Genomic DNA, 24,608 nt, shown 5'->3' with positions numbered 1-24,608 from the left:
AACTATTGTTATTGTAAAATTGATGAGTAGCGATGAGTTTAGACAGCCTGATTGATGAATTAAATCCTCAACAAAAACAAGCTGCAACCACAGAAGCCTTACATAGTTTGGTGTTGGCGGGTGCGGGCTGTGGTAAAACCAAAACGATTGTGGCACGTGCTGCTTATCTTATTGATCAAGGTGTACCCGCCAATCAAATTCAAATTTTGACGTTTACGCGTCGTGCTGCCAGTGAAATCGTGGCGCGTGTCGAATTGGCACTCGGTGAACAAGCAAAAGGATTACGAGCATCAACATTCCATACTTTTTGTATGTACTTGCTGCGTCGTATACCAAAAGCTTTCGGCTTAGCGCAATTCTCAATTATTGATCGTGATGATCAACTCATGACGTTTCGTTTGATACGTGGTAAAGATGATAAGAAGAATCCCAATCAGCTCCCGAAGCCTGCTGAATTATGTGATCTGTATTCATATGCTAGAAATACGCGTCAAAAGCTAAGTGTTGCCATAGAAAAGCAAATGCCTGAATTCTTAGCAATGAAAGACCTGATTGCAGAAATCATGAAAGAATATGAAACTCGAAAGCAGGCACGCAGCTTTCTTGATTATGACGATATTCTTGCGATCGTGGCATCAGCTTTAGCACAGTCTGAGGGTCTAGTCGATTATGTGGCCTCGATTTGCAGACATATGCTTGTGGATGAAATGCAAGACACCAATCCATTGCAATGGGCGCTATTAGAGCCTTTAAAGGATCGAGTAAGTTTGTTTTGTGTCGGGGATGATGCTCAATCGATTTATGGTTTTCGTGGAGCAGATTTCGAAAACATTCATCATTTTAAAGAGCGTGTGCCAGCAGCACAGATCTTTAAATTAGAAAAAAACTACCGATCTACTCAAGAAATTTTAGATTTATCAAATTGGTTGCTTGATCAAAGTGAGATTAAATATGACAAGCGCTTAAATGCGTATCGAGGTACAGGCATAAAGCCTAAAATTCATATTTTCCCGAATGAGTTTGATGAAGCAAAATGGATTGCCATAGATATTAAAGAGCGACATTTGCTTGAGGGAAGTCCTTGGCGCGATCATATGGTTCTGGTACGTTCAAGCTTTGCAGCTCGTCATATTGAAGCAGCTTTCATTGCAGCCAATGTCCCATATCGGTTTATTGGTGGTATGAAACTTCTTGAAACTGCGCATGTTAAGGATTTACTGAGTTTACTACGGGTCATTGCCAATCCTTCAGACGATATTGCATGGATGCGGTTTTTGACGCTTTGGGATGGGGTCGGTGATGTTGGCGCAAGCCGTTTAGCGCAACAGTTGTTACAGGACCCTCAAGATGACGTCATTGCGGAAAAACTAGAAAAATTTGGACGTATTCCTGCTGAGGCTCTACTCATTATGAAGCAGTTGAATGTGATAAAGACTGAAGTTCAAGCTTGCGTAAGCTTGGCAATTCAGGCAATAGAAATTCAGTTGAGTGAAAATTACAAAAAGGATTGGGGGCGTCGTCAAGGAGACTTTGAGTTGGTGAAACAGTTAGCTTCAAAACATACTCAGTTAAGTGAGTTTTTAGAAGCCTACGTGCTTGATCCAGTTTCAATCAGTGAAATCGAACGCCAGTCAGATACTGATGTTGTTACCTTGATCACGATACATTCTGCTAAAGGAACTGAACAAAAAGTTTGTTACGTGGCGAATGTGACACCTGGTCAGTATCCACATGCAAGAGCTCAAGGGGATTTTGATGAAGTTGAAGAAGAACGCCGTGTGCTTTATGTAGCACTTACCCGTGCACAAAATGAATTGATTTTAACCAAGCAAAATTTGGTGACGTGGGCAAGGGAACAAGTCGATGAGCAAGGACGAAAAGTTGAAAGCTATTTTCTTAATGATCTTTCAAGACATTTGTGTACAAGTGAAACACATTATAAAACCAGGCAGCAAACGGTTAAGAGTGCTTTGATTGAGCGACAGTCGATTAATTTAGATTTTGGGATTGATCTCGATTAAACTATCTAGATTGTTTCATACAAAAAGTAGAGTAGGCGCGTACTTTTTGGTTTTTTTGCCTATCTTCTTAAGGTTTTTTCATGAAAATTTTAGTTCGTAACTTAGAGCGCAGCATTACTGAAGCTGAGATTCTGGAGTTATTTCAGCAGTTTGGAACAGTAGACTCATGTACATTGGTATTAGATGCTGCAACAGGCAAATCGAAAGGATTTGCCTTTGTTGAAATGCCACATGGTCGTGAAGCTGTGAAAGCAATTAAGGGGCTGAACACCCGTAAAGTTAAAGGTGCAGGTATTCGAGTAAAAGCTGCAGACGAAAAGCCAGAAGCATAACTTGATGTCTAAATAAAGTAGGAGCAGTTATTGCTCCTTTTTATTTGATATTTTATTTAATTTCACTAATAAATATGAATCTTTTTTAGCTTTTTTGACCGACTTTTGTACTTTGAAGAATTGACATATTTTTGAAATGTATTTCTGTTATATATTAATATTTTTATTAAAAATATACACTTAAAATCACATTTATATACAAATTATTGTGAAGTATATCTTAATAATAGATTGAATAAGTTTGAGTGAAGTGTGTAGTATAAAAGCTCCATTATAAAACCCCAAAAGGTTATAAAAATGTCTATTCAAGAATTAAATCATTTAGAAACAGAAATCGTATCAGGTGCAGGTACGTTAATCGGTGACACGCTTCAAAACGCATCAAACTTATTTTCGAGCACATTGAATGTTCAAGCTCCAATTTGGAAGCCACTGAGCCTAATTCCTGGTGTTGGTACAGTTCATCAAGCAATTGATGTTGGCTTCCTTGCGATTTCAGAAGGTCTTTACAAGGCTGGAACACTGTTAGGTGGTGATCAAGATCAGGTCAAATTTCATTATGACAATGAAAAAGGCGATGGGACTTATAATCCATTAGGAATTTTTAAGGGTATTGTTCGCTAATATAACCTTAGATTCATTCGAAAGGGTCAGCCATGTATTTGGCTGGCTTTTTTTTTAAGCAGTATGCATTAATCATCAAGCTTTCAATCAATCTTGTTGATCTAAAATTAATCTTTATTTTTTTCTTAAAAGCATTGCGTGATATGGCGCCAACATTTAAGTTGTATGACATAAATGTTGCTAGGAAGTTTTCATGTCTCGTGTTGCTCGTTTTCATGCAGATCGCACTAATCAAAAACTCTATTTTGCCCGTCTATCATGTCAGCAAGCAGAACAGACAGATCATATTCAACAAGCTCAAGCCCATCGTGAAGCGGCAGTCTTTCATTTGCATGGAGCGGTTTTGGCATTTTTGCAAGAGTTGGTTCGTTATTACCGTTTAAATGATTTTTCACCTACATTAAAATCTATTGAAGAGCATATGGCCGCTAAAGGGCAAGTTTCTCCAGAAATCACCGTTTTACAGCATCTTGCAAAGGATGGTTTTATTGCAGAACTAAAGCGCGCTTATCGTATGTGCCAGTATGCACCTGAACCAAGTGCACCAGAACCTGAGGATGAGACTTCTTCAAATCTTATTATTAAAGTCACGCAGACACCTCAAGCGTGGTTGCCAGACACTCAAATTCTTCGAGAGTGGCATCGTGACTTAACCCATCTTATTGACGGTTTTCGTAACGAAATGGTTGAGTTTTAATTGTAATCATGACAGTTTTAAACGATTAGACTTGAAATATAAATTTTAGAACTTATATAAAATAGTCTAAGCTATGCAAAGTGCATTCAGCATTTTGCCACCATGTGAATCATGGAGGGTATATGTCTATAGAGCAATTGAAAGAATTATTCGGAACACAAGAAGCAATTTTAGAATTGGTGCAACTTGAGAATGGCGAGTTAGCGCTTCGTCACGCTGCATCCGAGGATGAGCCACTTGTGAAAATTCAATTTAATGATGAAGTGAAAGCTTTATTAGGTGATCATATGCCTTTGATTGCCCAACACATGATTCAGGCTGCGTTATTTGCACTTCTCGAAAAACAATCGAATGAATGGCATGCGGAAGTCGTAGATGAAAAACCACAGTTTTATAGCTAAGAAAAAACCGCGCAAATAGCGCGGTTTTTATTTTACTTAGTGAGATGGTGCATGATGATGTGCGATTTCAATTTGATTTAGAATATGATTGCTCATATTCTTCGCCATTTCTTCCTTCGCGTAATACACTTCACCAATTTCATCTGCACGTATTGCTTCAGCTTCTTCTTTACTTTCTGAACAGATCAAAACTTGAATCTGTGGATTCAGAAGTTTGGCAGTATCTACAATCTTATGAATATCTAAAATATCCATCGGCGAGATAATTAAAAGCCTCGCATGTTGTATATGCGCTTGAATTAATACGCCCGGTTCTGTTGCTGAACCTGATACTGCAGCAATATCTTTTGCACGTAGTTTTTCAACAATTTCTCGATTTTCTTCAGCAATCACCACTTTGATGTTATTTTCCATCAGTGTTTTTGTTAAGCGACGTCCAACTTCTCCATGACCGACCATGACCACTTGATCGCGCAGGTAGTCCTGTGAGACCTCGTCAGGTAGCATCGCCAATGGATCACCACTACGCTCAAGCAAACGAGCCAAATGCGAGCGCTCACGAATCCATTTCTGTACGGGTTCAATGGCTGAAAATAAAACAGAATTGAGCGAAATAGAAAATAATGCCCCGGCTAAAATCAAGTTTTGAGCTTCAGGGGTTAATAATCCTATAGATAGACCGAGTGTTGCCAATATAAATGAGAACTCACCGATTTGAGCGAGTGAGGCACCTACTGTAAGTGCGGTATTTAATGGATAGCGGAAGAACAAAACCAGCGCCATTGCTGCTAATGTTTTTCCGATCATGATAATGCTAATCACAGCCAGAATATGAAGTGGTTCTTCAACGATAATTGTTGGGTCAAACAACATTCCGACAGAGACGAAGAATAGGATGGAGAATATCTCACGCAGTGGTAACGTTTCTTCTTCAGCACGATGACTGAAGTCAGACTCTTTAACCACCATCCCAGCAAAGAATGCACCTAATGCCATTGAAACGCCAAAAATCGCATATGAACCATAGGCAATGGATACGGCTGCTGCAACCACAGTCAGTGTAAATAGCTCGCGAGAACCCAAGCGTACGACAAACTGAATAATTTTAGGGATGAGGCGCTTACCAATAATCAGCATAAAGGCAATAAAGCCCGCAACTTTAAGTAAGGTTATTCCTAAAGTCACAAAGACATTTTGATCTGGATCAGCGCCTTCCAGTGCTGTTCCGCCAAGGAGTACAGCTGTAGCGGGTAATAAAACTAAAGCGAGCACCATGACTAGGTCTTCGACGAGTAGCCATCCCACAGCAATTTTTCCATTGACTGAATCCAGTAAGCCTCGGTCACCTAAAGCTTTTAGGAGTACCACAGTACTCGCACAAGATAAGCTTAAGCCAAACACCAATGCTGACCCAAAACTCCATCCCCATAGCATGGAGACGCCAATCCCGAGGATGGTAGCCACTGTGATTTGTAAAATTGCACCAGGGACAGCAATACGCCGAACTTGCATTAAATCTTTCAGTGAAAAGTGCATCCCGACACCGAACATCAAAAACATGACACCCAGTTCTGCGAGTTGATTGGCTAGTGTGATATCGGCGACGATACCGGGGGTTTTGGGGCTAATAATAATGCCGGCAATGAGATAGCCAACAAGAGGGGGTAGACGTAAACGTGCGGCGATAAAGCCAAAAATAAGGGCTAAGCCAAAACCAACCGCAAGCAATATAATTAAATCTACATCATGTGGCACTAATCACCCCTTAAATATTTATAAATTATGAATTGGCTTTTGAGCTGTATAAGCATAAAAAATGCCAAACTGAGATTAAATTTTAACAACCTGAAGAAAAAAAAGGCAAAAAAAACGACCCAATGGGTCGTATTTTTTTAAAGAACTAAAATTATTTGATTTTAGCTTCTTTGAAGATTACGTGTTGACGGATTTTTGGATCAAATTTTTTGATTTCCATTTTTTCCGGCATAGTACGTTTGTTCTTAGTAGTGGTATAGAAATAACCTGTACCAGCAGAAGAAACTAGGCGAATCTTATCACGCATTTTCGTTGCTCCTTAGATCTTTTGACCTTGAGCACGTAGGTCAGCAACAACCTTTTCGATGCCCAATTTGTCGATAATACGCATACCTTTAGTAGTTAGACGAAGACGTACGAAACGTTTTTCGCTTTCTAACCAAAAACGGTGGTGGTGCAGGTTCGGCTCGAACCGGCGCTTAGTTTTGTTGTTGGCGTGTGAGACGTTGTTACCAACGACTGGACGCTTGCCGGTAACTTGGCAAACCTTAGACATGGTGTAACTCCATTGATTTAGCCAACAGCAAACCTGTATGGCCAGTCAAAATAAAACGGATTGAATTCATTCAAGGGGCGTTTTATATCAAAAATACGCTTAAAAGACAAGCGAAATTGATAAAAACAGGGCATGACCTGTTGTGATAGATCATGCCTTGATCATTTAACGAAGAAAGGCTTTACGGATAAGACTAGGGATCGGTCTATTAAACGGAGGCAGTACGTATTTCAAGCTGAATAGCTTTGGAATAGACATGACTGAGCGTTCATTTGATAAACTGAAGAAGCCTTCGGGACCATGGTATCTGCCCATACCAGATGCACCAACGCCACCGAAAGGTAGATCATCTTGTGCAACATGAGTAACAACAGCGTTTTGACCAAAGTGTCCAGAGTGAGTACGTTGCGAAACGTATTCTGCTCGAGCATCGTTAAAGTCGAAATAGTATAATGCAAGTGGACGTGGTCGGTCATTAATAAACTCGATAACTTCGTCTATTTGATCATATTCTAAGATTGGTAAAATTGGACCAAAGATTTCGTTCTTCATAATTTCCATATCAGGGCTGATATTGGTCAGAAGGGTTGGCGCTATTTTACGTACAGAAGCAAGCTCTTCTTTTAATGGGTTAATTTCAGTGACTTGAGCACCATTTTGAATCGCATCTTCTAAGTAACCTTGTAAGCGTTTATTTTGCTTATCGCTCACTATAGAGGTGTAATCTTGGTTGTCACGTAATGTTGGATACATCGTTTTCGCAACGGTTTCAAACTGGTGAATAAACTCTGAAGTTTTACCACGTGGTAGGAAAATATAATCTGGTGCGACACAAGTTTGACCCGCATTCCACAATTTACCGAATGCAACACGCTCCGCGACATCCTTTAAGTCAATTGAAGGGTGCACGATAACTGGTGATTTACCACCAAGTTCTAGAATAACTGGAACTAAGTTTTCAGATGCTGCTTTCATCACAGTCTTACCAACATTGGTAGAGCCTGTGAAGACTAATTTATCAAATGCAAGATGACTGAATGTGTCAGAGATTACGCCACCACCTGTAACAACGGCAACTAACTCTTGTGGGAACGCTTCAGATAAAGCATTTTGTAATACATAGCCAAAGTTACGAGAGGTGCTTGAAACTTTAATCATGGCATGGTTGCCCGCTGCCAATGCACATACTAATGGGCTAATCGCCAATAATAAAGGGTAGTTCCAAGGGGAAATGATACCGACAACACCTAAAGGTTGATACTGAACCCAACCTTTTGCAGGTTGATGTAAAATACCGATATGGCGTTTAGAAGGCTTCATCCACTCTGTTAAATGTTTGCTGTAATATTTGATTTGTTCGAGTGAAGTGAGTAGTTCACCAATTTTCGTTTCAGAAACCGAACGATTACCATAATCTTGGCTAATTGCTTCTGCAATTTGGTCCTGATATTTAATCAAAACTGCTTTAAGACGAGCCAAACGTTCAATACGCTGTTTTGCTGTCGGGTTCGGATAACGTCGATAGGCTGCTTTCTGAAGCGCTAGAAGATCATGTAAATGCTGAACTTCCGATGCTTCAGTCGTCATTAAATTTGTTTTTGTTTGACTGTTCATGACCAGTACCACTAATGTAAGGGTTGATGTGATTTTTATTTTTAGAGTAAATACTCTAAAAGTCAAGTCACTTTTATGTTAGCTTGGGCTAAATGTCATTATTCTTGTTATAGATGGTATTAGGATGTCGCATTCCAAAACGTTAAAAACCAAAGACCGAATCTTGCAAATTAGTTTGCAACTCTTTAACGAACGTGGAGAGCGATCTGTCACAACTAACCATATCGCAGCAGAGTTAGGTATTAGCCCTGGTAATCTCTATTATCACTTTCGTAACAAGCAAGAGATCATTAAAGAGTTGATGGAGCAATATCAGCATGCAACTTTAGAGCTGCTAGCATTGCCAGAAGACCGTGATGTAAATGCCAATGATAAAATCCGATACTTTCAAGTACTCAGTAGTCAGTTATGGGCCTATCGTTTTCTGCATCGTGATGTATATCATTTAACCGAAAATAATGATGACTTTAGAAAAATTTACCCGCGTTTCGCAGGTAAAGTGATGCAACAAGGTCAAAAGATTTACCGAGCCTTCGTCAATGCAGGTCTCATGCAAATGACAGAGTCTGAAATTGAAGCGTTGATCATTAACCTATGGATCGTCCTAACCAATTGGACGAACTTTCTCTATATGTCTGGTCATTTAAAAGATTCCAACCATCTAGATGAAAAGTGGGTTTGGCAGGCACTGCGTCAAATGGTGTTTCTTGAAGGTCCTTATTTACGTGGTGAAAGTCGTCAGACTTATGAGCGCTTGCTTGAAACGCTGGGAACATCTGAATTATTTGCTAGTCTTTCTGCTGATCGAGAAGATTGATTTCAGCAAAGATAATTTGAAAGCATTAAAAAAAGAGTTAGAATACGCGGCTGTTTTTCAATTTAACTGTTAAGTGATATAAATCATCATGAATATGACAACTGCTAACACAGCACGTTTACTGATTACTTGCGAAGATAAACCAGGAATCGTGCAGGCTGTATCGAGCTTTTTGTATCATCAAGGGGCAAACATCACTGCGCTTGATCAATATGCAACAGAAGCTCAGGGCGGGCGTTATTTCATGCGTGTTGAGTTTGAACTCGACAATTTGCAAAGCCGTAAGGAAAATATTCTACAAACTTTCGCCACAAACGTAGCTGAACGTTACAACATGCATTGGCGTCTAGCTTTAGTGTCAGATGTAAAGAAAGTAGGTATTTTGGTATCGAAAGTCGATCATGCCTTGCTTGAACTTTTATGGCGTCATGCACGTGGTGGATTACCTTGTGAAATCACTAAGGTTGTGTCGAATCATGAAGATCTACGTGAGTCTGTGGAAAATTTCGGTATTCCTTTTGAAGTTGTGCCTGTCAATAAAGAGAACAAGCGCGAAGCATATGCAAAAATTGATGAGTTAATGCAAGGTAATGATTTGCTTGTACTCGCACGTTATATGCAGATTCTTGATGAAGAGTTCGTCTCTAAGTGGGAAATGAAAGTGATCAACATTCATCATTCTTTCCTTCCAGCTTTTGTGGGTGCTAACCCTTATAAGCAAGCGTATGAAAAAGGCGTAAAACTGATTGGTGCAACAGCGCATTATGTGACAGCTGATTTGGATCAAGGCCCGATTATTGAACAAGATGTTGAACGTGTCAGCCATGATTTTACAGTTGATCAATTACGTGAATTAGGTCAAGACGTTGAGCGTAATGTCTTGGCGCGTGCTGTTAAGTGGCATTTAGAAGACCGTATCATTGTTGATGGTAATAAAACTGTGGTATTCCAGTGATTTTTAATTAAATATCACTGATTTATTAAGGCATGCGTGAGCATGCCTTTTTTATTGATGATCAAAAAAACTCATCAAAACTGCAGAATTAATAGTTGCAAATGAAAACACTTCTCATTTATTATTGGCGTACTTTAATTGTACTAACCGATAAGTTTGATTGAAATCTTCCTTCTGAAGACAGCGTCAATGTATATCAGGTCATAAACTTTAATGAGCCCATCTTCCATTCCTATGATGCAAAATCCAATCTCAATGAAAAAGAAAGTGCTTACTTCGCTCATTGCAGTGGTGATCGGGCATATTGGTGTTTTATTTGCCGTGAGTCAGATGAAAACACCTGAATTAAAACCTATTGATAAAGACCCAATTAAGGTTCGTTTTGTTCAGATTAAAGAGGATGCGCCACCGCCGCCACCTCCTGTTGAACCTGTGAAACCTCAAGTTCAACCAAAACCAGAACCTAAAGTCGTTGAACCACCTCCTGTGGTTAAACCCAAAGTCATTGCTGAAAAGCCTAAACCTGTCGAACAAAAAGCAATTGTTCAAGAAGATAAATTAGAAAAGCAAAAGCAGGAACAACAGCGTTTAGAGCAAGAACGTAAAAATCGTGAGTTACTTGAACAGCAGCGACGTGAGCAAGCATTGCGTGACCAACAGCTACGTGAGCAACAAGAACGTGAGCGCTTGGAAAATGAAAGACGCGAACAAGAACGTCGTGAGCAGCAAGCTCGTAATACACCAAAGAATTTAAGTATTGGGCAAATATCATGGTCTCGTACACCGAAGCCATCATATACCAACCGAGATTTACAAGGTTCTGATCGTACTGTTGTAGTATCGATTGAAGCGGACACTAACGGTAATGTAGTGAATGCCAGAATCACAAAATCAAGTGGAATTGATTCGCTTGATCAAAAGATTTTACGCTCAGTGCGTAATGCAAAATTCAGACCTTATAAGGAAAATGGTGTGGCTTATCCGTTTAGAGCGGAACAACCATTTGAACTTAAGTTGAATTCTAACGGCTAACTTTTATTAGGAGTTCGAGTATGAACTTTTCAGTTTATTGGCAACATGCTGATGCAGTCAGTAAGACGCTTTATTTCGTTTTACTCGCAATGTCTATTGCGACATGGACGATTGTCGTTTTACGTGTGATGGGAACACGTCAACTGAAAGAAGTTGCTTATGCTCAACTCTCTAAAGCACTAGCAGGATTGAAAGCAAAACTCGCTCCTTTGGGATTTGAACAACGTAAAGCTGTTGCGGAGCAAGCTTTATTGCGTCAGATTGCTTTGGAAAAAGCATCTGCTGAAAAAGGTGTTGCTGTACTCGGAACAATTGCCTCACTTGCACCATTTGTAGGGCTATTTGGTACAGTATGGGGAATCTTCCATGCATTGGTTGCAGTAGGTAAAAGCGGTCAAGCAGGACTTGCACAAGTGGCAACCCCTGTGGGTGAAGCCCTGATTATGACGGGTATTGGTCTAGCAGTAGCTATTCCAGCAGTGATCGCATACAACATTTGTATTCGCTTTAATCGTACATTAAGTAATGAACTACAAGATCATGCTCACAGTCTTTTAATCGACACGATGCTGCAACAAGATTCTTCTGCGCAAAAAGTTGAAGTGAAAGCGACTCAAGAAAGTTACGTTGGAGGTCAAGCTTAATGGCTTTTCAATTGGGTGAAGACAACGATACAGGCATGACGGAGATGAACCTCATCCCGTTAATTGACATTATGTTGGTTTTGATGATCATCTTCTTGGTGACAGCGACCGTTGCTAACCCATCAATTCCATTAACTTTACCAAAAACGACAGCGGATATCATTGATCCGCCACCTGAATCGATTCAAGTAAGCATTAACTCACAGGGTGAGATTGCATGGGATTCAGAAATTATCAGCTTAGATGAATTGCAAAAAAGATTTAACGATGCCGGTGGTTCAGCACAACAACCGACAATTATTCTTAAAGCAGATAAAGAATCACGTTATGATACTGTTGCTCAAGTGATGTCACGTGCAAGCGAAGCCGGGCTTGCTGACATTGCCTTTGCCACAGATAATTAACTGATTAACATGAGAAAAGCGACCATAAGGTCGCTTTTTTTATACCTGTATTAGTCTTTGAGTAAACCTTCAAATTTAGAGCGAAGCTTTAAAAGTTTTGGTGGGATACTAAAATTGCAGTAGCCCTGAGTCGGGTTACGAGCAAAGAAATTTTGATGATATTCTTCAGCAGGGTAGAAGGTCGGTACTGAGCTTAGTTCTGTAACAATATCTAAACCTTCTGCTTTTAACTGTTGAATCGCTTTCTCTGCAATCTGGCGCTGTTCTTCATTAAAATAATAAATGACAGAGCGATATTGCGTACCTATATCATTACCTTGGCGATTGAGTGTGGTTGGATCATGTGTTGCAAAAAATACATCAAGCAATTGAGCAAAGCTAATTTGACTTTCATCAAAATCCACTAAAACCACTTCTGCGTGATGGGTGTCTCCTTTGCAAATGTCCTCATAGCTTGGATTGGCCGTATACCCACCCGCATAACCACTCACGACTTTAGTGACACCTTTGAGTTGAAGGAAAACTGCTTCAACACACCAGAAGCATCCGCCACCGAGCAAAGCTTGTTGCATGGGATTCACCTTATTGAGTTGCAATGACTGAAATAATGGGGTGTAGAATGAAAAAAGCAACCAGTGAAATGGTTGCTTAACTGTTAACGCGGTTGTATTGCAGACTCATACTGCAATACTGGATTACCATTCTCATCGAGTAGGCGAAGCGTTTTGTCATAGACTTGGAATGCCGCGACTTTTGCCAAGGCAGCATTATAGCGATTTGCAAGTTCTTGAGTATTCACACACATCATTTGTGTAGTTGCAACTTCACTCAAGCTAATTTTGTCAGCTTTAATGCTATATGCACCCATAAAACGGTTACAACCATCTGCACCACTCAAACGACTAGATGCTGCATCAAATTGAATACTTGGAACATTGTGTGCAGTAGGGTCGGTCTTAAATTCTGTTGCGCCAATATGTGTCAAAATCCAAGTTTTATTTTGCAATTGATTAAGTGCTTGTTGTTGCTTTTCAGCAGATGGTGTTGTGGTACATGCTGTAAAAAGTAATGCTGAGCCTATAACGGATACGGCTAAAAGTTGTTTTAACATATGAAATGCCCCTGTGTTATTTCTTTCTAATGTAAATTAAATTCAAGTCAATTTTATGTATATCAACTGATACGCTAAGGTGCAAGCTCTGGCTGACTCTGAGGGAGACCCAGACGAATCAATTTTGAATAATTTTCACTACTTTGATATTTAAATTGATTAAATTGGTCTGTTCTTGGGTTGACATGTGCCTTGTTGTACCATGTTTTGATATCCCAATGATGTTGTAATGCCCCTAAGTCATACAGATAATTAGGTAAATAACCTGAGGCTAATAATCGGTAGTCCACTGGCAGTTCATGTTTGGAAATCGCTTGAACCATATCAAAAACCAAAGTGGTGCAGTTACTCGTCAAGGTGTTATACCATTTTGGTTCTTGACTAAGTTGATCTGCTTGCTCTAAATATTCCTCAAATAAAGCTTTCATTTCAGCAGCTTCCATGTTGATTGGGAAAAAATAGACCTGCTCATTACGTACATTGCTACGTGTATAAATAATGTCTTTCTCGTCAGCAGCAACTAAACTGACTTCGTACTTTCTAAAAAAACCACCAATAGCAGAAAACTCTTCATCTTTTTCTTTGCGAATTTCAATCGAAAAGGTCAGTGGTTTAGAGTTTTTGAAATCAAAGCTGACTAAAGTGTGGGCGATTTGTGGTCCCATCCAATATGAAGTAATGATGTTAATGCCACTGATTTGATTCAAATCAATTTGACGTGTTTCCCAGCGTTCTTGATAGGTTCCGTCTTCATTCCATGCAAAATTACGCACATTGTGTAAAGTGACCCAATCACCTTGACGTTCATAATTGAGAATTCTTGCGACTTCAGGATTCCACTCACGGTCTTGTTTGGCAGGGATGCTAAAATACCAAACTAAACTGAACGCAAAAAAGACAATATATAAGACAACATCTTTACTACGGCTGAAAAAATGTTGTGTTGCATATATGCCTAAAACACTTAAGGCAAAAGCGACCCAAAAGCCAATGATAATACGACTGACTAACCAGCCAAATGGCTCTTGAACCCATAAGGCCATACATAACCAAATTGAAGAGAAGATGACAAATAAACTAAATAGGGAGTGAAAAGCTCCCTTTGCAAGCGCAAGAATAAACTCTCTTTTACCGATGTTATGCATTGTTATTGGCTATATGTAAGAAAGCTTTATTTTTGGTAGGTTGCGAACTCAAATGCAATATTTGTTTTGTCATCAATGTGTTGCTCTGATGCCACTTTTTTAAATTCAGGTGGAATCTCAGGATAATGAGCATCACCTTGAACGTCTAATTCAACATGCGTGAGTTCTAAGCGATCCGCAATAGAGATCGTTTGGCTAAAAATTTCTCCACCACCTATGATAAAAATAGATCCAGGCTTTTCTGAAGCTTTTACATCATGGACTGCCTGCTCAAGTGCACTCTCGATTGTATGCGCGATTTTTGTTCCTTCAAATTGCCATGACGTATATCGTGTAATGACCCAATTTACACGTTTAGGAAGCGTTCTACCCATAGACTCAAGTGTTTTACGTCCCATCACCACAACACCACCTTGGGTAATTTCTTTAAAATGTTTGAGATCAGCTGAAATATGCCATGGCAAATCATTTCCTTTGCCAATACAACGTTGCTGATCCATTGCAACGACGTGTACGACTTCTAAACCTTGAAATGCCATGATTATTCTTCCAGCGAATATGAGTTAAAGGGGGAAATGTAAAGTTGGATCACGATTAGTATCAACTGTGATCCCAAAAGACCTTAGTTAAAATCAAACTGCAACAGGTGCTTTAATTGCAGGGTGCGATTCGTAATTTACGATTTCAATATCTTCAAATTTGAAATCAAAAATATCTTTAATTTCAGGATTAAGTTTGAGTTGGCACAATGGAAGTGGTTCACGTGTTAATTGAAGTTGTGCTTGCTCGAAATGATTGGCGTAAAGATGAGTATCACCACCTGTCCACACAAAATCACCGACTTCTAGATCACAGATTTGCGCAATCATATGGGTGAGAAGTGCATAACTTGCAATATTAAATGGAACGCCAAGAAAAACATCAGCACTACGTTGATAAAGCTGACATGATAATTTTCCATCCTGAACAAAAAACTGGAAAAGCGTGTGACAAGGAGGGAGTGCCACTTGTCCAGCTTCTTTTGGGTTCCAACCTGATACGATTAAACGACGGGAGTTTGGATTGGTTTTAATTTCATTAATTAACCATTTGATTTGATCGAAACCATCTTGCTCGTATAAACCATCGTCTTTTTTAGTTGCACCAAAGTTACGCCATTGGTGTCCATATACTGGACCTAGCTCTCCTTCAGGACGTCCAAAACGAGCAGTCTGCTCAGCTGTCGACCATTCATCCCAAATTGTAACTTTATGATCTTGCAGATATTTAACATTGGTATCACCTTTAAGGAACCAAAGTAATTCAATCACGATTGAACGGAAGTGAACTTTCTTTGTGGTCAGTAGAGGAAAACCTTTAGAAAGATCAAAGCGCATTTGATGACCAAATACAGAACGAGTACCTGTACCAGTACGGTCGCCTTTATCGCCACCGTTGTCGAGGATGTGTTGTAGAAGGTCAAGATATTGGCGCATAGGTCTCTCTAATCAATTCGTTAATCAAAGCCTCTGATCACTTTCTTCAAGAAGAAGGAAGAAGTTGAAGGTTGGGGCAACTTGAAAATTGGAGTCATCATATCATCTTTTTTGTATTTTTTAGAATGTCTATACCGGTGTGACAAAAGTGAAAGAGGCATTAAAAAAGCACCTGTTTAAGGTGCTTTTTTAATGTAAAAACTATGCAGTTTGACGCCCTGTATGTACGGTGTCTATCAGCTCTGATAAGTCATAGCCAATGGATTGAGCATATGCTAGATACGCTTGTTTGATAGATTCATTTAACACAGGTTCACGGTGCAGAATCCAAAGATATTTTTGATTAGGTTCACCGACTAAAGCAGTTTGATAATTTTCATCGATCTTAAGTACCCAATAGTCACCCTTAGTGAATGGAATCCAACGAAATCCTTCAGGCAAAAAGCTGACTTCTAATTTGCCCTGTTCAGCATCTACAACTGTGGCTTCGCCAATAGACTCATCCAGTTCTTTGTTGCCATCAAGACAACGATTTTGAACACGTACAGTTCCATCGCTGTTTAAGGTATAGACTGCCGAAATATCCGTACTGTCTTCAGGTTGGTGCTTCATTGGTAAGCGTGCAATCTCATACCAAGTACCTAAATAGCGTTCAAGTTGGAAGTTAGATACGGTCGTTAAATTTTGACTCATTATGATGTACTCCATTTAATCTAAATTAGATACATCCTTTGAGTATAGGCACAGTTTTGGAGTAGAAATAATACTGTTCTGTAGCAAAGCGTTAAGTGAGTGTGATTAATTTATATTTATTTTCATTTGCTTAGTAGTTTTGAAATTCAGCGGGGTGTACGAGATGCATATAAACTCACTACGAATAATCCCACTGCGCTATAACCCATGAGTTGTACAAAAAGTGCAAAAAACTCTCTGCTATTTTGAAAGTTCAGCGCTGAAAGCATGAAGATAAAAAATACAATCAAGATGAAAGGACTAAAAGCATAATATGCTTTCAGCTGATGCTTTAGACGCTTAGATTGGATCAAAACATGATGAATAATGTGTAGACTTAAGCCTAAACATAAGCTTATTAGTGTCGATAGAAAATCAAGTTTTTTAATTTCAGCTGTCAACAGAATCACTACACACGTTGATATACAAATGATCAATTTAATCGTGCGTGTGCATCGTTCCGAATACCAGAAATTTAACATAATGACGTCTTAATGCTGATGTTGATGAAGTAGAGACAGTGGAGAAAATAAGCAAATAGATAAAGCCATAAATCCTAATCCTTGAGCACCAGGTAAAAGAATTTCTCCATCCTTTGCATGCATGAAAATTAAGGCAAGTAGCAGAGCGATAGGAATCCAAGTAAATAATCGGTACATCAACCTTGTTGGATGGTGTGAAGCGAAATGAATTTTACAGTAACGGCAAATAAGAAAAACGATACCTGTGCCCACAAACATTAAGATGGCATCAAAGTTAAGCGGTTGCATCCAATATAACGTAGCGGTAGCACTCGCGATCAAAATAAAAAATAAAGCTTTGTGTTGTATTGAAACTTTAGGATCAAACCAAAACTCGAGCATAGTAATCTGAATCAAAGTAAATAAGTCAAAACTCTAGCACAAAAAAAGGTGAACAAGATGTTCACCTTTGAGGGCATGATTTACTTATTTGCCATTATTTTGTAGAGGACCCCAGTCATATAATTTCTTTTGGTAGGCATACCAAAGCATCCATAGGCCGATGAGAATCATTGGAACTGTAAGGAATTGTCCTTTGCTCATCCATCCGATAAATAATTGTCCATTATCTGGCTCACGGAAGAATTCAACTGTGAAGCGAGCGATACCATATCCAATTAAGAATAGAGCAGAAACAGCCATGCGTGGACGAGGTTTAGAACTAAACCACCACAGAACAATAAAAAGAATTAAACCTTCACAGAGTGCTTGGTAAAGTTGGGATGGATGTCGTACGAGTTGTAAAGGATCTGTAGGGAAAATCATACCCAATGCGAAATTTGGATCTGTGACTTGTCGGCCATAAAGTTCGCCGCCAATAAAGTTGCCAATACGACCAAACATCAGACCTGTTGGAACACATGGGGCAATAAAATCCAGTGTTTGGAACCAACTCATTTTGTATTTTTTACACCACAATAACATGGCCAACATGACACCTAAGAAGCCGCCATGGAAACTCATGCCACCTGTCCAAACTTGGAATAACCATATTGGGTTTGCAAGGAATTGATCAAAACCATAAAAGAACACATAGCCCACTCGTCCACCAATCACGACACCTAATGCGCCGTAAAAGATGAGATCAGAGACCATATCTGGTGTCCATCCTCGTTGCTTAGCACGGAATGTTGCCAAGCCCCACGCAAATAAAAATGCGAGTAGATACATGAGTCCATACCAGTGAACTTGTAATGGACCCACAGATATTGCCACTGGGTCAATAGAAGGATAGGTCAGCATTGCTTTTCCTTTATATTATGTTTTGTGTCGATTCTAACGGAAAGACTGAAAAAATGTTGTACATTCAATGTGTAAAGTTCTAAGGATGCAACGATGTGTATTGTAGCAATCGCATGGCAAGTGTTGGATGAAACACCATTATGCTTAATTTCAAATCGGGATGAGTTTTATCACCGACCTGCTTCACAAATTCATAAGTGGGAAAATAGCCCAATTATTGCAGGTCAAGATTTACAATCTGGTGGGACATGGATGGGGATTACTGCTGCAGGGCGTTGGGCACTTGTGACAAATTACCGTGATGCAAATGATAAGAAGGAATATCCAACTTCAAGAGGACATATCATTCAGCAATATCTGGAGTCTGAATTAGCACCGATCCGATTTGCCCAAGAATTAGAAAAAAAGCAATGTGATTACGCTGGATTTAACCTTTTTATCGGAACCTCTGATCAAGCGGTTTATATGAGTAATCGTGGTGAATCTCCACAAGTTCTTGCCAAAGGTGTATATGTGGTTTCCAATGGTGTATTAAGTGATCCATGGGAAAAAACCAAACATTTGCGTAAACGCTTTACACAAGAGTTCTTGCCCTTATTGCAATTAAATCCCAATGATCAAAAAGCGTATGATTTAGAGTATGTCGTTTGGGATATCTTACAAGATGAAAGAAAAATTGATTTAGACTTATTACCTCAAACGGGCATATCGGTGGAAATGGAGCAGCTGTTATCTTCTACTTTTATACGAAGCCCAATATATGGAACACGATGTTCAAACTATTTATTGATGAAAAGAAATCAATGGACTTGGCTTGAAAAAACGCAGCAAGGTAAGCATCAGAATCAAATAGTCAAAATTGATTTGCATCTCTCAAAAAAAATGCCGACATCGTAGTCGGCATTTTCTATTTCAATGTTTGAATTAAGCAGCAGGAGTGTTTTCTTTCTTTTCTAGACTTTCCCCAACAATCTCGCCACCGTCTTTACGTGTAATCACGACCGTCGCAGAGCGAGGACGTGTACCTTTACCACCGCTGATAGTGTTGCTGTGATTTGCAGGCCAAGTGCCACCTGGATGCTGAACATTCACAAAAATAGCTTTATAGTCTGGTGTCATCGTTACACCTGTAATTTCACAGCCTGAAGGGCCTGTTAAAAAACGACGTAACTTTGAATCATCAAGCTGTGCGCCAGCAGGAGTAAGTTGAGTGGCATTATTTGAACCAGCATTTGCAGAAGTCACTTTACCATCACTTACTTGACCTGGAAGTGCAGCAAGCATCATGCAATTCGTTTCATCTGTATAAGCGCCATCATCAGTCTGTACCCATAAGACACCACGTGGATCAAACCATAGGCCATCTGGACTTGAGAAATCATTTGCAGATGTGAGTCCAGATAGGTTTACACCCGGAAGTGAATCTTCTTCTGCGCCAAATAAGAAGATATCCCATACAAATGTTTTTGCTGTAACAGTATCACCAGTTTCACGGAAACGAATAATATGTCCGTTGATATTCCCGCGAGGACTACCACCTTTATCATTATCAGCATAATTACGAGGGTTGGCAGCATCAATCGTATGCTCACTTCCACGTAATGAGTTATTTGTTAAGGTGACATAAACCTCACCATTCTCTGGGTTTACTGCAACCCATTCTGGACGATCCATTTTGGTTGCACCAACTGCATCACCTGCTAAACGGGCATTTACCAATACATCAGCTTGATCTGTAAATTTGTATTTTGAATAACTAGCAATTAATGGATTGGAGATATTGAGTTCAATCCACTCACCAGACGTCTTTTGAGTTGCTTCATTAAAGTTAAATTTAGCAACATAGAATTTACCGTTATTCATATATTTATCACCAGCAGCATAACCGCCGTTGATATCTTTAGGGTCCCAAACCGCATCTGAAACAAATTTATAGATATATTCGCCTTGAGAGTCATCCCCCATATAGAAGGCTAGTGGTTGCCCAGGAATGGCACGACTGACACGACAATCTTCATGTGCAAAACGTCCAAGAGCTGTACGTTTTACTGGGCGTTGACGACCATCAAACGGGTCAATTTCAACAATCCAACCAAATGTATTTGGTGAGTTTCTAAAATCTTGAGTTGCAGAAGATGCAGAGACTTTAGTTAACCAGCGCTCATAGACATCTTGAGGGAACAGTTGTGCTTGAACTGTGTGCCACTTATAAGAACTATTTGAAGCAATTTTATAGCGTTTTAACGACTCCAAATCCTTTTCAGAACGATCTTTATCATCGCGAGTAAAGTATTGGTTAAAGTTTTCTTCAGTGGTTAAGTATGTGCCCCAAGGCGTATAACCGTTACCACAGTTATTGATCGTACCTAATGTAAATGTGCCTTCTGGACTGATCTTGGTTTGTACCAATTCATGCCCTTTTACAGGACCAGCGAAATCGATCGGTGTTGCAGCTGTAATTCGACGGTTGAATACAGAGCGTTTGTTTAGAGTGACTTGTTGAGTTGTAGGATTTTTTTGTACTTCAATCACTGAAACGCCGTGACAGTTGATTTCACGTAATGCTTCATCTTCAGAACGAATATCCGCTGAAATGGTATTATTCGCTGGATGCAAAATCGCTTTGTTATCTACATATTCGTGGTTGAGTACCAGTAAACCTACATTTGACTCATTTTGATCATAACGACTATTTTTCATGCCGAAATATGTCATACCGTCATGACATTCGCCTGAGCGCATGGTAAATGAAGCACCACTCGGAATATTATCTGCATCCCATTCAGGCATACCTTCAAAAAGCGGGTCTCCTAGTGCATAAATAACACGTGCTTCATATCCTTCAGGCACTGTGAATTCATTTTTAATATTTTTATCAACCGCTTTAAATGTTAGTTCAGTTGGCGTTTTTGATTTGTCGAATTCAGGTAGAGAAGGATTTGAGTTGTTATTGTCATTGTCGTCACTGTTACAGCCTGCTACTGAAGCCGCTACTGTCAATGCTACTGCACCACCAGCAGTCTTCTTAATGAGATCTCTACGCGTAATTTGCTTTTCAAGTAAATGGTGAAATTCTGGATTCCCCGAATCATTGCTATCGTAATCATCGTTAAAAGGTGTTAAATCAGTCATGTTCGTTCCTAGCATCTTGCTTGGTAGTTTTTAGCGTCACAAACAACTTAATGCGGAATCATGACAATCAAGTGATAGATTTATGTCAGTTGAATTAAGCTTTTATTTAAAGAGTATGAAAAAGGCGAGTCTTCAGACTCGCCTATGTGTAAAAGGGTCAAGATATCAAAGTACTGACTTTGCTCTTCTGTTTTCGAGTAATTTTCCAAACAAAAGTCCCAATTCAAATAACATCCACATTGGTATCGCTAACATAATCATCGAGAGTGCATCAGGTGGCGTCACAAACATAGAAACGAAGAAACAACCTACAATAATAAAACGTCTTTTTTCAACCAATTGTTCTGTGGTAACGACCCCAATCATAATGAGTAATAAAGTCACAATTGGAATTTCAAAAGTTAAACCAAAAACCAAGAATAATTTTAAACAGAAACTCAGATAGCTATTAATGTCAGTCATGGGTGCAACCGTTTCAGGTGCAACGCTAATGAAAAAATGTAAAATCGAAGGGAGGGCTATAAAGTAAGCAAAAGCAACACCTGCATAAAATAATGTAATACTTCCGATGAGTAATGGTAGAGCTAAAGCTTTCTCATTTTTATAAAGCGCCGGTCTGACAAAAGCCCATATTTGATAAATGATAAATGGCATGGCGATCATTAGAGCAACGAAGAAGTTTAACTTAAATGGTGCCATAAATGTCGCGGTGACATCAGTTGCAATCATTGATGAATTTATTGGGAGTTGAGCTCTAAGAGGCTCAGACATCATTTGATAGCTTTGATTTGCAAATGGTAATAAACAAAAGAATAAAACGAGAATGACCCCAACTATTCTAAATAAATATTTTCTTAAAATAATAAGATGCTTGGTTATTGGCATTTCTTCAAGCTGAGGATTTTCCTCATTTGAAGAGATGATATTTGGGAGAGTATTGTGACTCATACTGCCTCCGCTAAGACTACATACGGTTTATTGTGTTGCGCCGAATTTTGAATATGAATAAAACTTTGCTTAGGTGTAGCGTGTCCTCTAAAAGGAACTGCTGTACTTTGCTGAACGTTTAAATACACATAAACAGGGCTTGTTTCAGAGCGAACCTGTTGATGGATAGGTGGATTTAAATATTCATCGCTTAATACTGTGTGTTTTTCAATTTCCTGCATTTGCGCTTTCATTTTTTCTTCTAATTCTTGAATGCGCTTCATTTCAGTCTGCATTTGTTCTTTAAGTTCAGACATTCTTAGTTCACGATCAATATCATTTTGTACATTGCTGACCATACGTTTAATTTTGCCATACCATTTACCAGCAAATCGCGCACCCTCAGGAAGCTTTTCAGGTCCAAGAACAAGCAATGCAATGATGCCAAACATTAATAGTTCAGCCATACCAATATTCAGCATTACTGTTACCTACCTTTAATGTTTCGCTGTTGAATTCAAATCATGAGATGTTTGATGTTCAATCGTGCGTGGTTCTTTTAATTGAGCAGATGTGCTCTGGTCTTCGTCATCCTTAATTGATTTTTTAAAATCTTTAACCGCACCACCAACATCTTTACCCAAATTTTTTAGCTTAGACGTACCGAACAAAAGTAAAACGACAATTGCGAAAATAAGTACGTGCCAAATTGATAATCCAGCCATGATATATTCCTTATTGAAAATGATCTTGAATGATTTCAACAGTTCTTTATGACAGCAAGTTGACGGAATTATTTCAGTTTGAAGTCATGGATTTTTTATGTGTGCAAGAGACTTACTCTGAAGTGAAATAGATGTTGTGCTAAGATGAGAAAAAATCTATTTCATATTTAATATGGTTCTTCTACTCCCACTAGTCTCCTTTCTTATCGGCTATTTTGGCGTAGAATATTTACAAAAAATTCGTCCCTTTATGGCGATGTTGTTGGCGAAAGTGCTGATTCCTCTCATCATTATTTACAATATGGTGTTTTACCAAGAGGGCAGTATATGGTTGATGTTATTTAGTTTTATCGCTTCATTTTTGCTGTATTTATTTGTTTATTACCGTACAAAAGACAAATTAGTCTCCTTATGTTCCAGTTACCTCAACATGGCTTGGCTTGGCTTTCCATTTGCATTCGCTATTTTTGGTGCGCAAGCATCTAGTCCTATGGTTGCACTTTATGTCGGGGGCTCTATTTTTGGTAATATTTGTGCAGTGACCGTATTAAGTGCTGAAAAGCAGTCTGCGATGGAGATTTTGAGAAAATTGACTTTCTCTCCACCGATTTTAGCTTTATTAGTTGCTGGTTTTCTTTCGTTATGGAATGTTAGTCATTTTCAGCAGAATGCAATGATTCAATCATTGTATATATTGGATAAGTGGTTAATGACCTTTACAGGGATGTGTATCCTTGGGATGTGGTTATCTCAAGTAAAAATTCACTTGTCCGATTTAATTGAAAGTTTAAAACTTGCTTTGATTAAATTTCTATTTGGTTTAGTGTGCTGTGCGGTAGCCTATTTTCTTCTACCGATTCCTCACGAACTGGTTGTAATTGCACTGATGTCTATGTTTTTTTTATTACCACCCGCAGCGAATATTGTTGCTTTAGAAACACATTATTCAGGAACAGGTGTTTCAGCCCAATATATCGCAGCGGGTACCATCGTAAGTTGCATGACAATTGGTTTATTTGCCATGGTTTATCATGGACTGATCGTTTAGTTCGTTTCGAGGCTTGCTTTGAATAACTGCATGGCTTGACCACGATGACTGATCTTATTTTTTTCTTCTTTGGTCATTTCAGCGCTACTAATATTGAGTTCAGGTAGCCAAAACAGTGGGTCGTAGCCAAAACCATTTTTGCCACGTGCTACTTCCAAAATTTCACCTTTCCAGATTCCTTGGAAAATCTGAGGTAAAGGATCTTCGGCGTGTTGAACTAAGGCGAGTACACACACAAACATCCCTTCAATCACGTCACCATTGTTACGTAATGGTGCTAAATCTGCCAGTAATTTAGCATTATTGGCAGCATCATCGCCATGCTCACCAGCATAACGTGCAGAGTAAATACCAGGAGCACCACCAAGTGCAGGGACGCAAATACCTGAGTCATCTGCTATAGCTGGTTTACCCGAAATCTTAGAAGCATGTCGTGCTTTGATAATGGCATTTTCTACAAAACTTAATCCATCTTCCACCGCATCCTCAATGTTCAGTTGTCCTTGGGGAACAACGTTAACAGGGAGTTTTAATTCTTCAAATAACTTTTCGAACTCAGCTATTTTCCCTTTATTGTTGCTCGCTAAAACCAAAGTACCTTGATCTAACCAATCTTTAGACGCCATGTTGAATCACTTTCTGTTTCAAATTTGAAGCTATTCTAACGGATATTTGCGATGATACAGATGAACTCATCT

At 39.1% G+C, this 24,608-nt stretch carries 28 protein-coding genes and 1 pseudogene; 12 read left to right on the top strand and 17 right to left on the bottom strand.

Annotated features, from left to right (window positions below; all coding sequences use genetic code 11):
* Window positions 1-32: 32 nt before the first annotated feature.
* The 5 genes from AC1M9E_RS12115 to AC1M9E_RS12095 all read left to right on the top strand — a co-directional run bounded on the left by AC1M9E_RS12115 (window position 33) and on the right by AC1M9E_RS12095 (window position 4,075).
* Window positions 33-2,021, top strand: coding sequence for an ATP-dependent helicase (locus AC1M9E_RS12115; protein WP_488224823.1), 1,989 nt, complete (start codon window positions 33-35; stop codon window positions 2,019-2,021).
* Window positions 2,022-2,101: 80 nt separating this feature from the next.
* On the top strand, window positions 2,102-2,353 hold the full coding sequence (locus tag AC1M9E_RS12110; RefSeq protein ID WP_035266766.1) for an RNA recognition motif domain-containing protein: 252 nt from the start codon (window positions 2,102-2,104) through the stop codon (window positions 2,351-2,353).
* 297 nt (window positions 2,354-2,650) lie between these two features.
* Entirely contained in the window at window positions 2,651-2,977 is a 327-nt protein-coding gene (locus tag AC1M9E_RS12105) for a hypothetical protein (RefSeq protein ID WP_035266764.1), read from the top strand.
* A gap of 193 nt (window positions 2,978-3,170) precedes the next feature.
* The gene (locus AC1M9E_RS12100) at window positions 3,171-3,674 is read left to right on the top strand and encodes a DUF6586 family protein (RefSeq protein WP_035266761.1); all 504 of its coding nucleotides are present in this window, start codon (window positions 3,171-3,173) and stop codon (window positions 3,672-3,674) included.
* Between the two features lie 122 nt (window positions 3,675-3,796).
* Complete coding sequence (locus AC1M9E_RS12095) at window positions 3,797-4,075, top strand: hypothetical protein (RefSeq protein WP_035266758.1); 279 nt, start codon at window positions 3,797-3,799, stop codon at window positions 4,073-4,075.
* 36 nt (window positions 4,076-4,111) lie between these two features.
* On the opposite strand, the gene AC1M9E_RS12090 is transcribed toward AC1M9E_RS12095, so the two are convergent.
* From AC1M9E_RS12090 to AC1M9E_RS12075, 4 genes are all read right to left on the bottom strand, one after another.
* The gene (locus tag AC1M9E_RS12090; protein WP_488224822.1) at window positions 4,112-5,830 is read right to left on the bottom strand and encodes a cation:proton antiporter; all 1,719 of its coding nucleotides are present in this window, start codon (window positions 5,828-5,830) and stop codon (window positions 4,112-4,114) included.
* 151 nt (window positions 5,831-5,981) lie between these two features.
* Entirely contained in the window at window positions 5,982-6,137 is a 156-nt protein-coding gene (gene rpmG, locus AC1M9E_RS12085; protein ID WP_001205031.1) for a 50S ribosomal protein L33, read from the bottom strand.
* Window positions 6,138-6,149: 12 nt separating this feature from the next.
* On the bottom strand, window positions 6,150-6,386 hold the full coding sequence (gene rpmB, locus AC1M9E_RS12080) for a 50S ribosomal protein L28 (RefSeq protein WP_000048256.1): 237 nt from the start codon (window positions 6,384-6,386) through the stop codon (window positions 6,150-6,152).
* Window positions 6,387-6,551: 165 nt separating this feature from the next.
* On the bottom strand, window positions 6,552-8,000 hold the full coding sequence (locus AC1M9E_RS12075; protein ID WP_035266754.1) for a coniferyl aldehyde dehydrogenase: 1,449 nt from the start codon (window positions 7,998-8,000) through the stop codon (window positions 6,552-6,554).
* Window positions 8,001-8,124: 124 nt separating this feature from the next.
* Between AC1M9E_RS12075 and AC1M9E_RS12070 the strand changes: the two genes are divergently transcribed.
* From AC1M9E_RS12070 to AC1M9E_RS12050, 5 genes are all read left to right on the top strand, one after another.
* The gene (locus tag AC1M9E_RS12070; protein ID WP_035266753.1) at window positions 8,125-8,817 is read left to right on the top strand and encodes a TetR/AcrR family transcriptional regulator; all 693 of its coding nucleotides are present in this window, start codon (window positions 8,125-8,127) and stop codon (window positions 8,815-8,817) included.
* Window positions 8,818-8,905: 88 nt separating this feature from the next.
* Window positions 8,906-9,772 (top strand): formyltetrahydrofolate deformylase, encoded by an 867-nt coding sequence (purU, locus tag AC1M9E_RS12065; RefSeq protein ID WP_092766746.1) that lies wholly within the window; start codon window positions 8,906-8,908, stop codon window positions 9,770-9,772.
* A gap of 213 nt (window positions 9,773-9,985) precedes the next feature.
* Window positions 9,986-10,804 carry an energy transducer TonB gene (locus tag AC1M9E_RS12060; RefSeq protein ID WP_035266750.1) on the top strand — a complete coding sequence of 273 codons (819 nt, stop codon included), beginning with the start codon at window positions 9,986-9,988 and terminating at the stop codon, window positions 10,802-10,804.
* A gap of 20 nt (window positions 10,805-10,824) precedes the next feature.
* A complete protein-coding gene (locus tag AC1M9E_RS12055) occupies window positions 10,825-11,448 on the top strand; it encodes a MotA/TolQ/ExbB proton channel family protein (RefSeq protein WP_180028347.1) in 624 nt (207 codons plus the stop codon).
* Entirely contained in the window at window positions 11,448-11,852 is a 405-nt protein-coding gene (locus tag AC1M9E_RS12050) for an ExbD/TolR family protein (protein WP_035266746.1), read from the top strand. Before AC1M9E_RS12055 ends, AC1M9E_RS12050 begins: the two co-directional genes overlap by 1 nt.
* Window positions 11,853-11,902: 50 nt before the next feature.
* Here the strand turns inward: AC1M9E_RS12050 and msrA are convergent, their stop codons facing one another.
* From msrA to lgt, 8 genes are all read right to left on the bottom strand, one after another.
* On the bottom strand, window positions 11,903-12,424 hold the full coding sequence (gene msrA, locus AC1M9E_RS12045; protein ID WP_035266744.1) for a peptide-methionine (S)-S-oxide reductase MsrA: 522 nt from the start codon (window positions 12,422-12,424) through the stop codon (window positions 11,903-11,905).
* An 83-nt stretch (window positions 12,425-12,507) separates the two neighbouring features.
* Complete coding sequence (locus tag AC1M9E_RS12040) at window positions 12,508-12,963, bottom strand: META domain-containing protein (protein ID WP_035266743.1); 456 nt, start codon at window positions 12,961-12,963, stop codon at window positions 12,508-12,510.
* A gap of 74 nt (window positions 12,964-13,037) precedes the next feature.
* Window positions 13,038-14,108 carry an Lnb N-terminal periplasmic domain-containing protein gene (locus AC1M9E_RS12035; protein ID WP_092766749.1) on the bottom strand — a complete coding sequence of 357 codons (1,071 nt, stop codon included), beginning with the start codon at window positions 14,106-14,108 and terminating at the stop codon, window positions 13,038-13,040.
* A gap of 26 nt (window positions 14,109-14,134) precedes the next feature.
* On the bottom strand, window positions 14,135-14,647 hold the full coding sequence (locus AC1M9E_RS12030; RefSeq protein WP_481607792.1) for a dihydrofolate reductase: 513 nt from the start codon (window positions 14,645-14,647) through the stop codon (window positions 14,135-14,137).
* A 93-nt stretch (window positions 14,648-14,740) separates the two neighbouring features.
* A complete protein-coding gene (thyA, locus tag AC1M9E_RS12025; RefSeq protein WP_481607793.1) occupies window positions 14,741-15,583 on the bottom strand; it encodes a thymidylate synthase in 843 nt (280 codons plus the stop codon).
* Between the two features lie 201 nt (window positions 15,584-15,784).
* Window positions 15,785-16,276 carry a lipocalin family protein gene (locus AC1M9E_RS12020; RefSeq protein WP_481607794.1) on the bottom strand — a complete coding sequence of 164 codons (492 nt, stop codon included), beginning with the start codon at window positions 16,274-16,276 and terminating at the stop codon, window positions 15,785-15,787.
* Window positions 16,277-16,806: 530 nt separating this feature from the next.
* Entirely contained in the window at window positions 16,807-17,178 is a 372-nt protein-coding gene (locus AC1M9E_RS12015) for a hypothetical protein (RefSeq protein ID WP_488224821.1), read from the bottom strand.
* Between the two features lie 84 nt (window positions 17,179-17,262).
* On the bottom strand, window positions 17,263-18,078 hold the full coding sequence (gene lgt / locus AC1M9E_RS12010; protein ID WP_488224820.1) for a prolipoprotein diacylglyceryl transferase: 816 nt from the start codon (window positions 18,076-18,078) through the stop codon (window positions 17,263-17,265).
* Between the two features lie 93 nt (window positions 18,079-18,171).
* Between lgt and AC1M9E_RS12005 the strand changes: the two genes are divergently transcribed.
* Window positions 18,172-18,975, top strand: coding sequence for an NRDE family protein (locus AC1M9E_RS12005; protein ID WP_488224819.1), 804 nt, complete (start codon window positions 18,172-18,174; stop codon window positions 18,973-18,975).
* 27 nt (window positions 18,976-19,002) lie between these two features.
* Here the strand turns inward: AC1M9E_RS12005 and AC1M9E_RS12000 are convergent, their stop codons facing one another.
* The 4 genes and pseudogenes from AC1M9E_RS12000 to tatA all read right to left on the bottom strand — a co-directional run bounded on the left by AC1M9E_RS12000 (window position 19,003) and on the right by tatA (window position 22,862).
* Window positions 19,003-21,210 carry a PhoX family protein gene (locus tag AC1M9E_RS12000; RefSeq protein ID WP_035266728.1) on the bottom strand — a complete coding sequence of 736 codons (2,208 nt, stop codon included), beginning with the start codon at window positions 21,208-21,210 and terminating at the stop codon, window positions 19,003-19,005.
* Between the two features lie 165 nt (window positions 21,211-21,375).
* Window positions 21,376-22,158 (bottom strand): twin-arginine translocase subunit TatC, encoded by a 783-nt coding sequence (gene tatC, locus AC1M9E_RS11995; RefSeq protein WP_481591565.1) that lies wholly within the window; start codon window positions 22,156-22,158, stop codon window positions 21,376-21,378.
* Window positions 22,159-22,369: 211 nt separating this feature from the next.
* A pseudogene (tatB, locus tag AC1M9E_RS11990) lies at window positions 22,370-22,619 on the bottom strand (Sec-independent protein translocase protein TatB); the annotation flags it as partial.
* A 15-nt stretch (window positions 22,620-22,634) separates the two neighbouring features.
* Window positions 22,635-22,862, bottom strand: coding sequence for a Sec-independent protein translocase subunit TatA (gene tatA / locus AC1M9E_RS11985; RefSeq protein ID WP_035266725.1), 228 nt, complete (start codon window positions 22,860-22,862; stop codon window positions 22,635-22,637).
* A 172-nt stretch (window positions 22,863-23,034) separates the two neighbouring features.
* Between tatA and AC1M9E_RS11980 the strand changes: the two genes are divergently transcribed.
* Window positions 23,035-23,910, top strand: coding sequence for an AEC family transporter (locus AC1M9E_RS11980; protein WP_092766755.1), 876 nt, complete (start codon window positions 23,035-23,037; stop codon window positions 23,908-23,910).
* On the opposite strand, the gene rdgB is transcribed toward AC1M9E_RS11980, so the two are convergent.
* On the bottom strand, window positions 23,907-24,536 hold the full coding sequence (gene rdgB / locus AC1M9E_RS11975; RefSeq protein WP_481587585.1) for an RdgB/HAM1 family non-canonical purine NTP pyrophosphatase: 630 nt from the start codon (window positions 24,534-24,536) through the stop codon (window positions 23,907-23,909). The genes AC1M9E_RS11980 and rdgB overlap by 4 nt on opposite strands.
* Window positions 24,537-24,608: the final 72 nt, after the last annotated feature.

This window comes from Acinetobacter sp. 24-47-47 (assembly GCF_057737035.1).
This window is presented reverse-complemented; position numbering and strand designations above follow the sequence as displayed.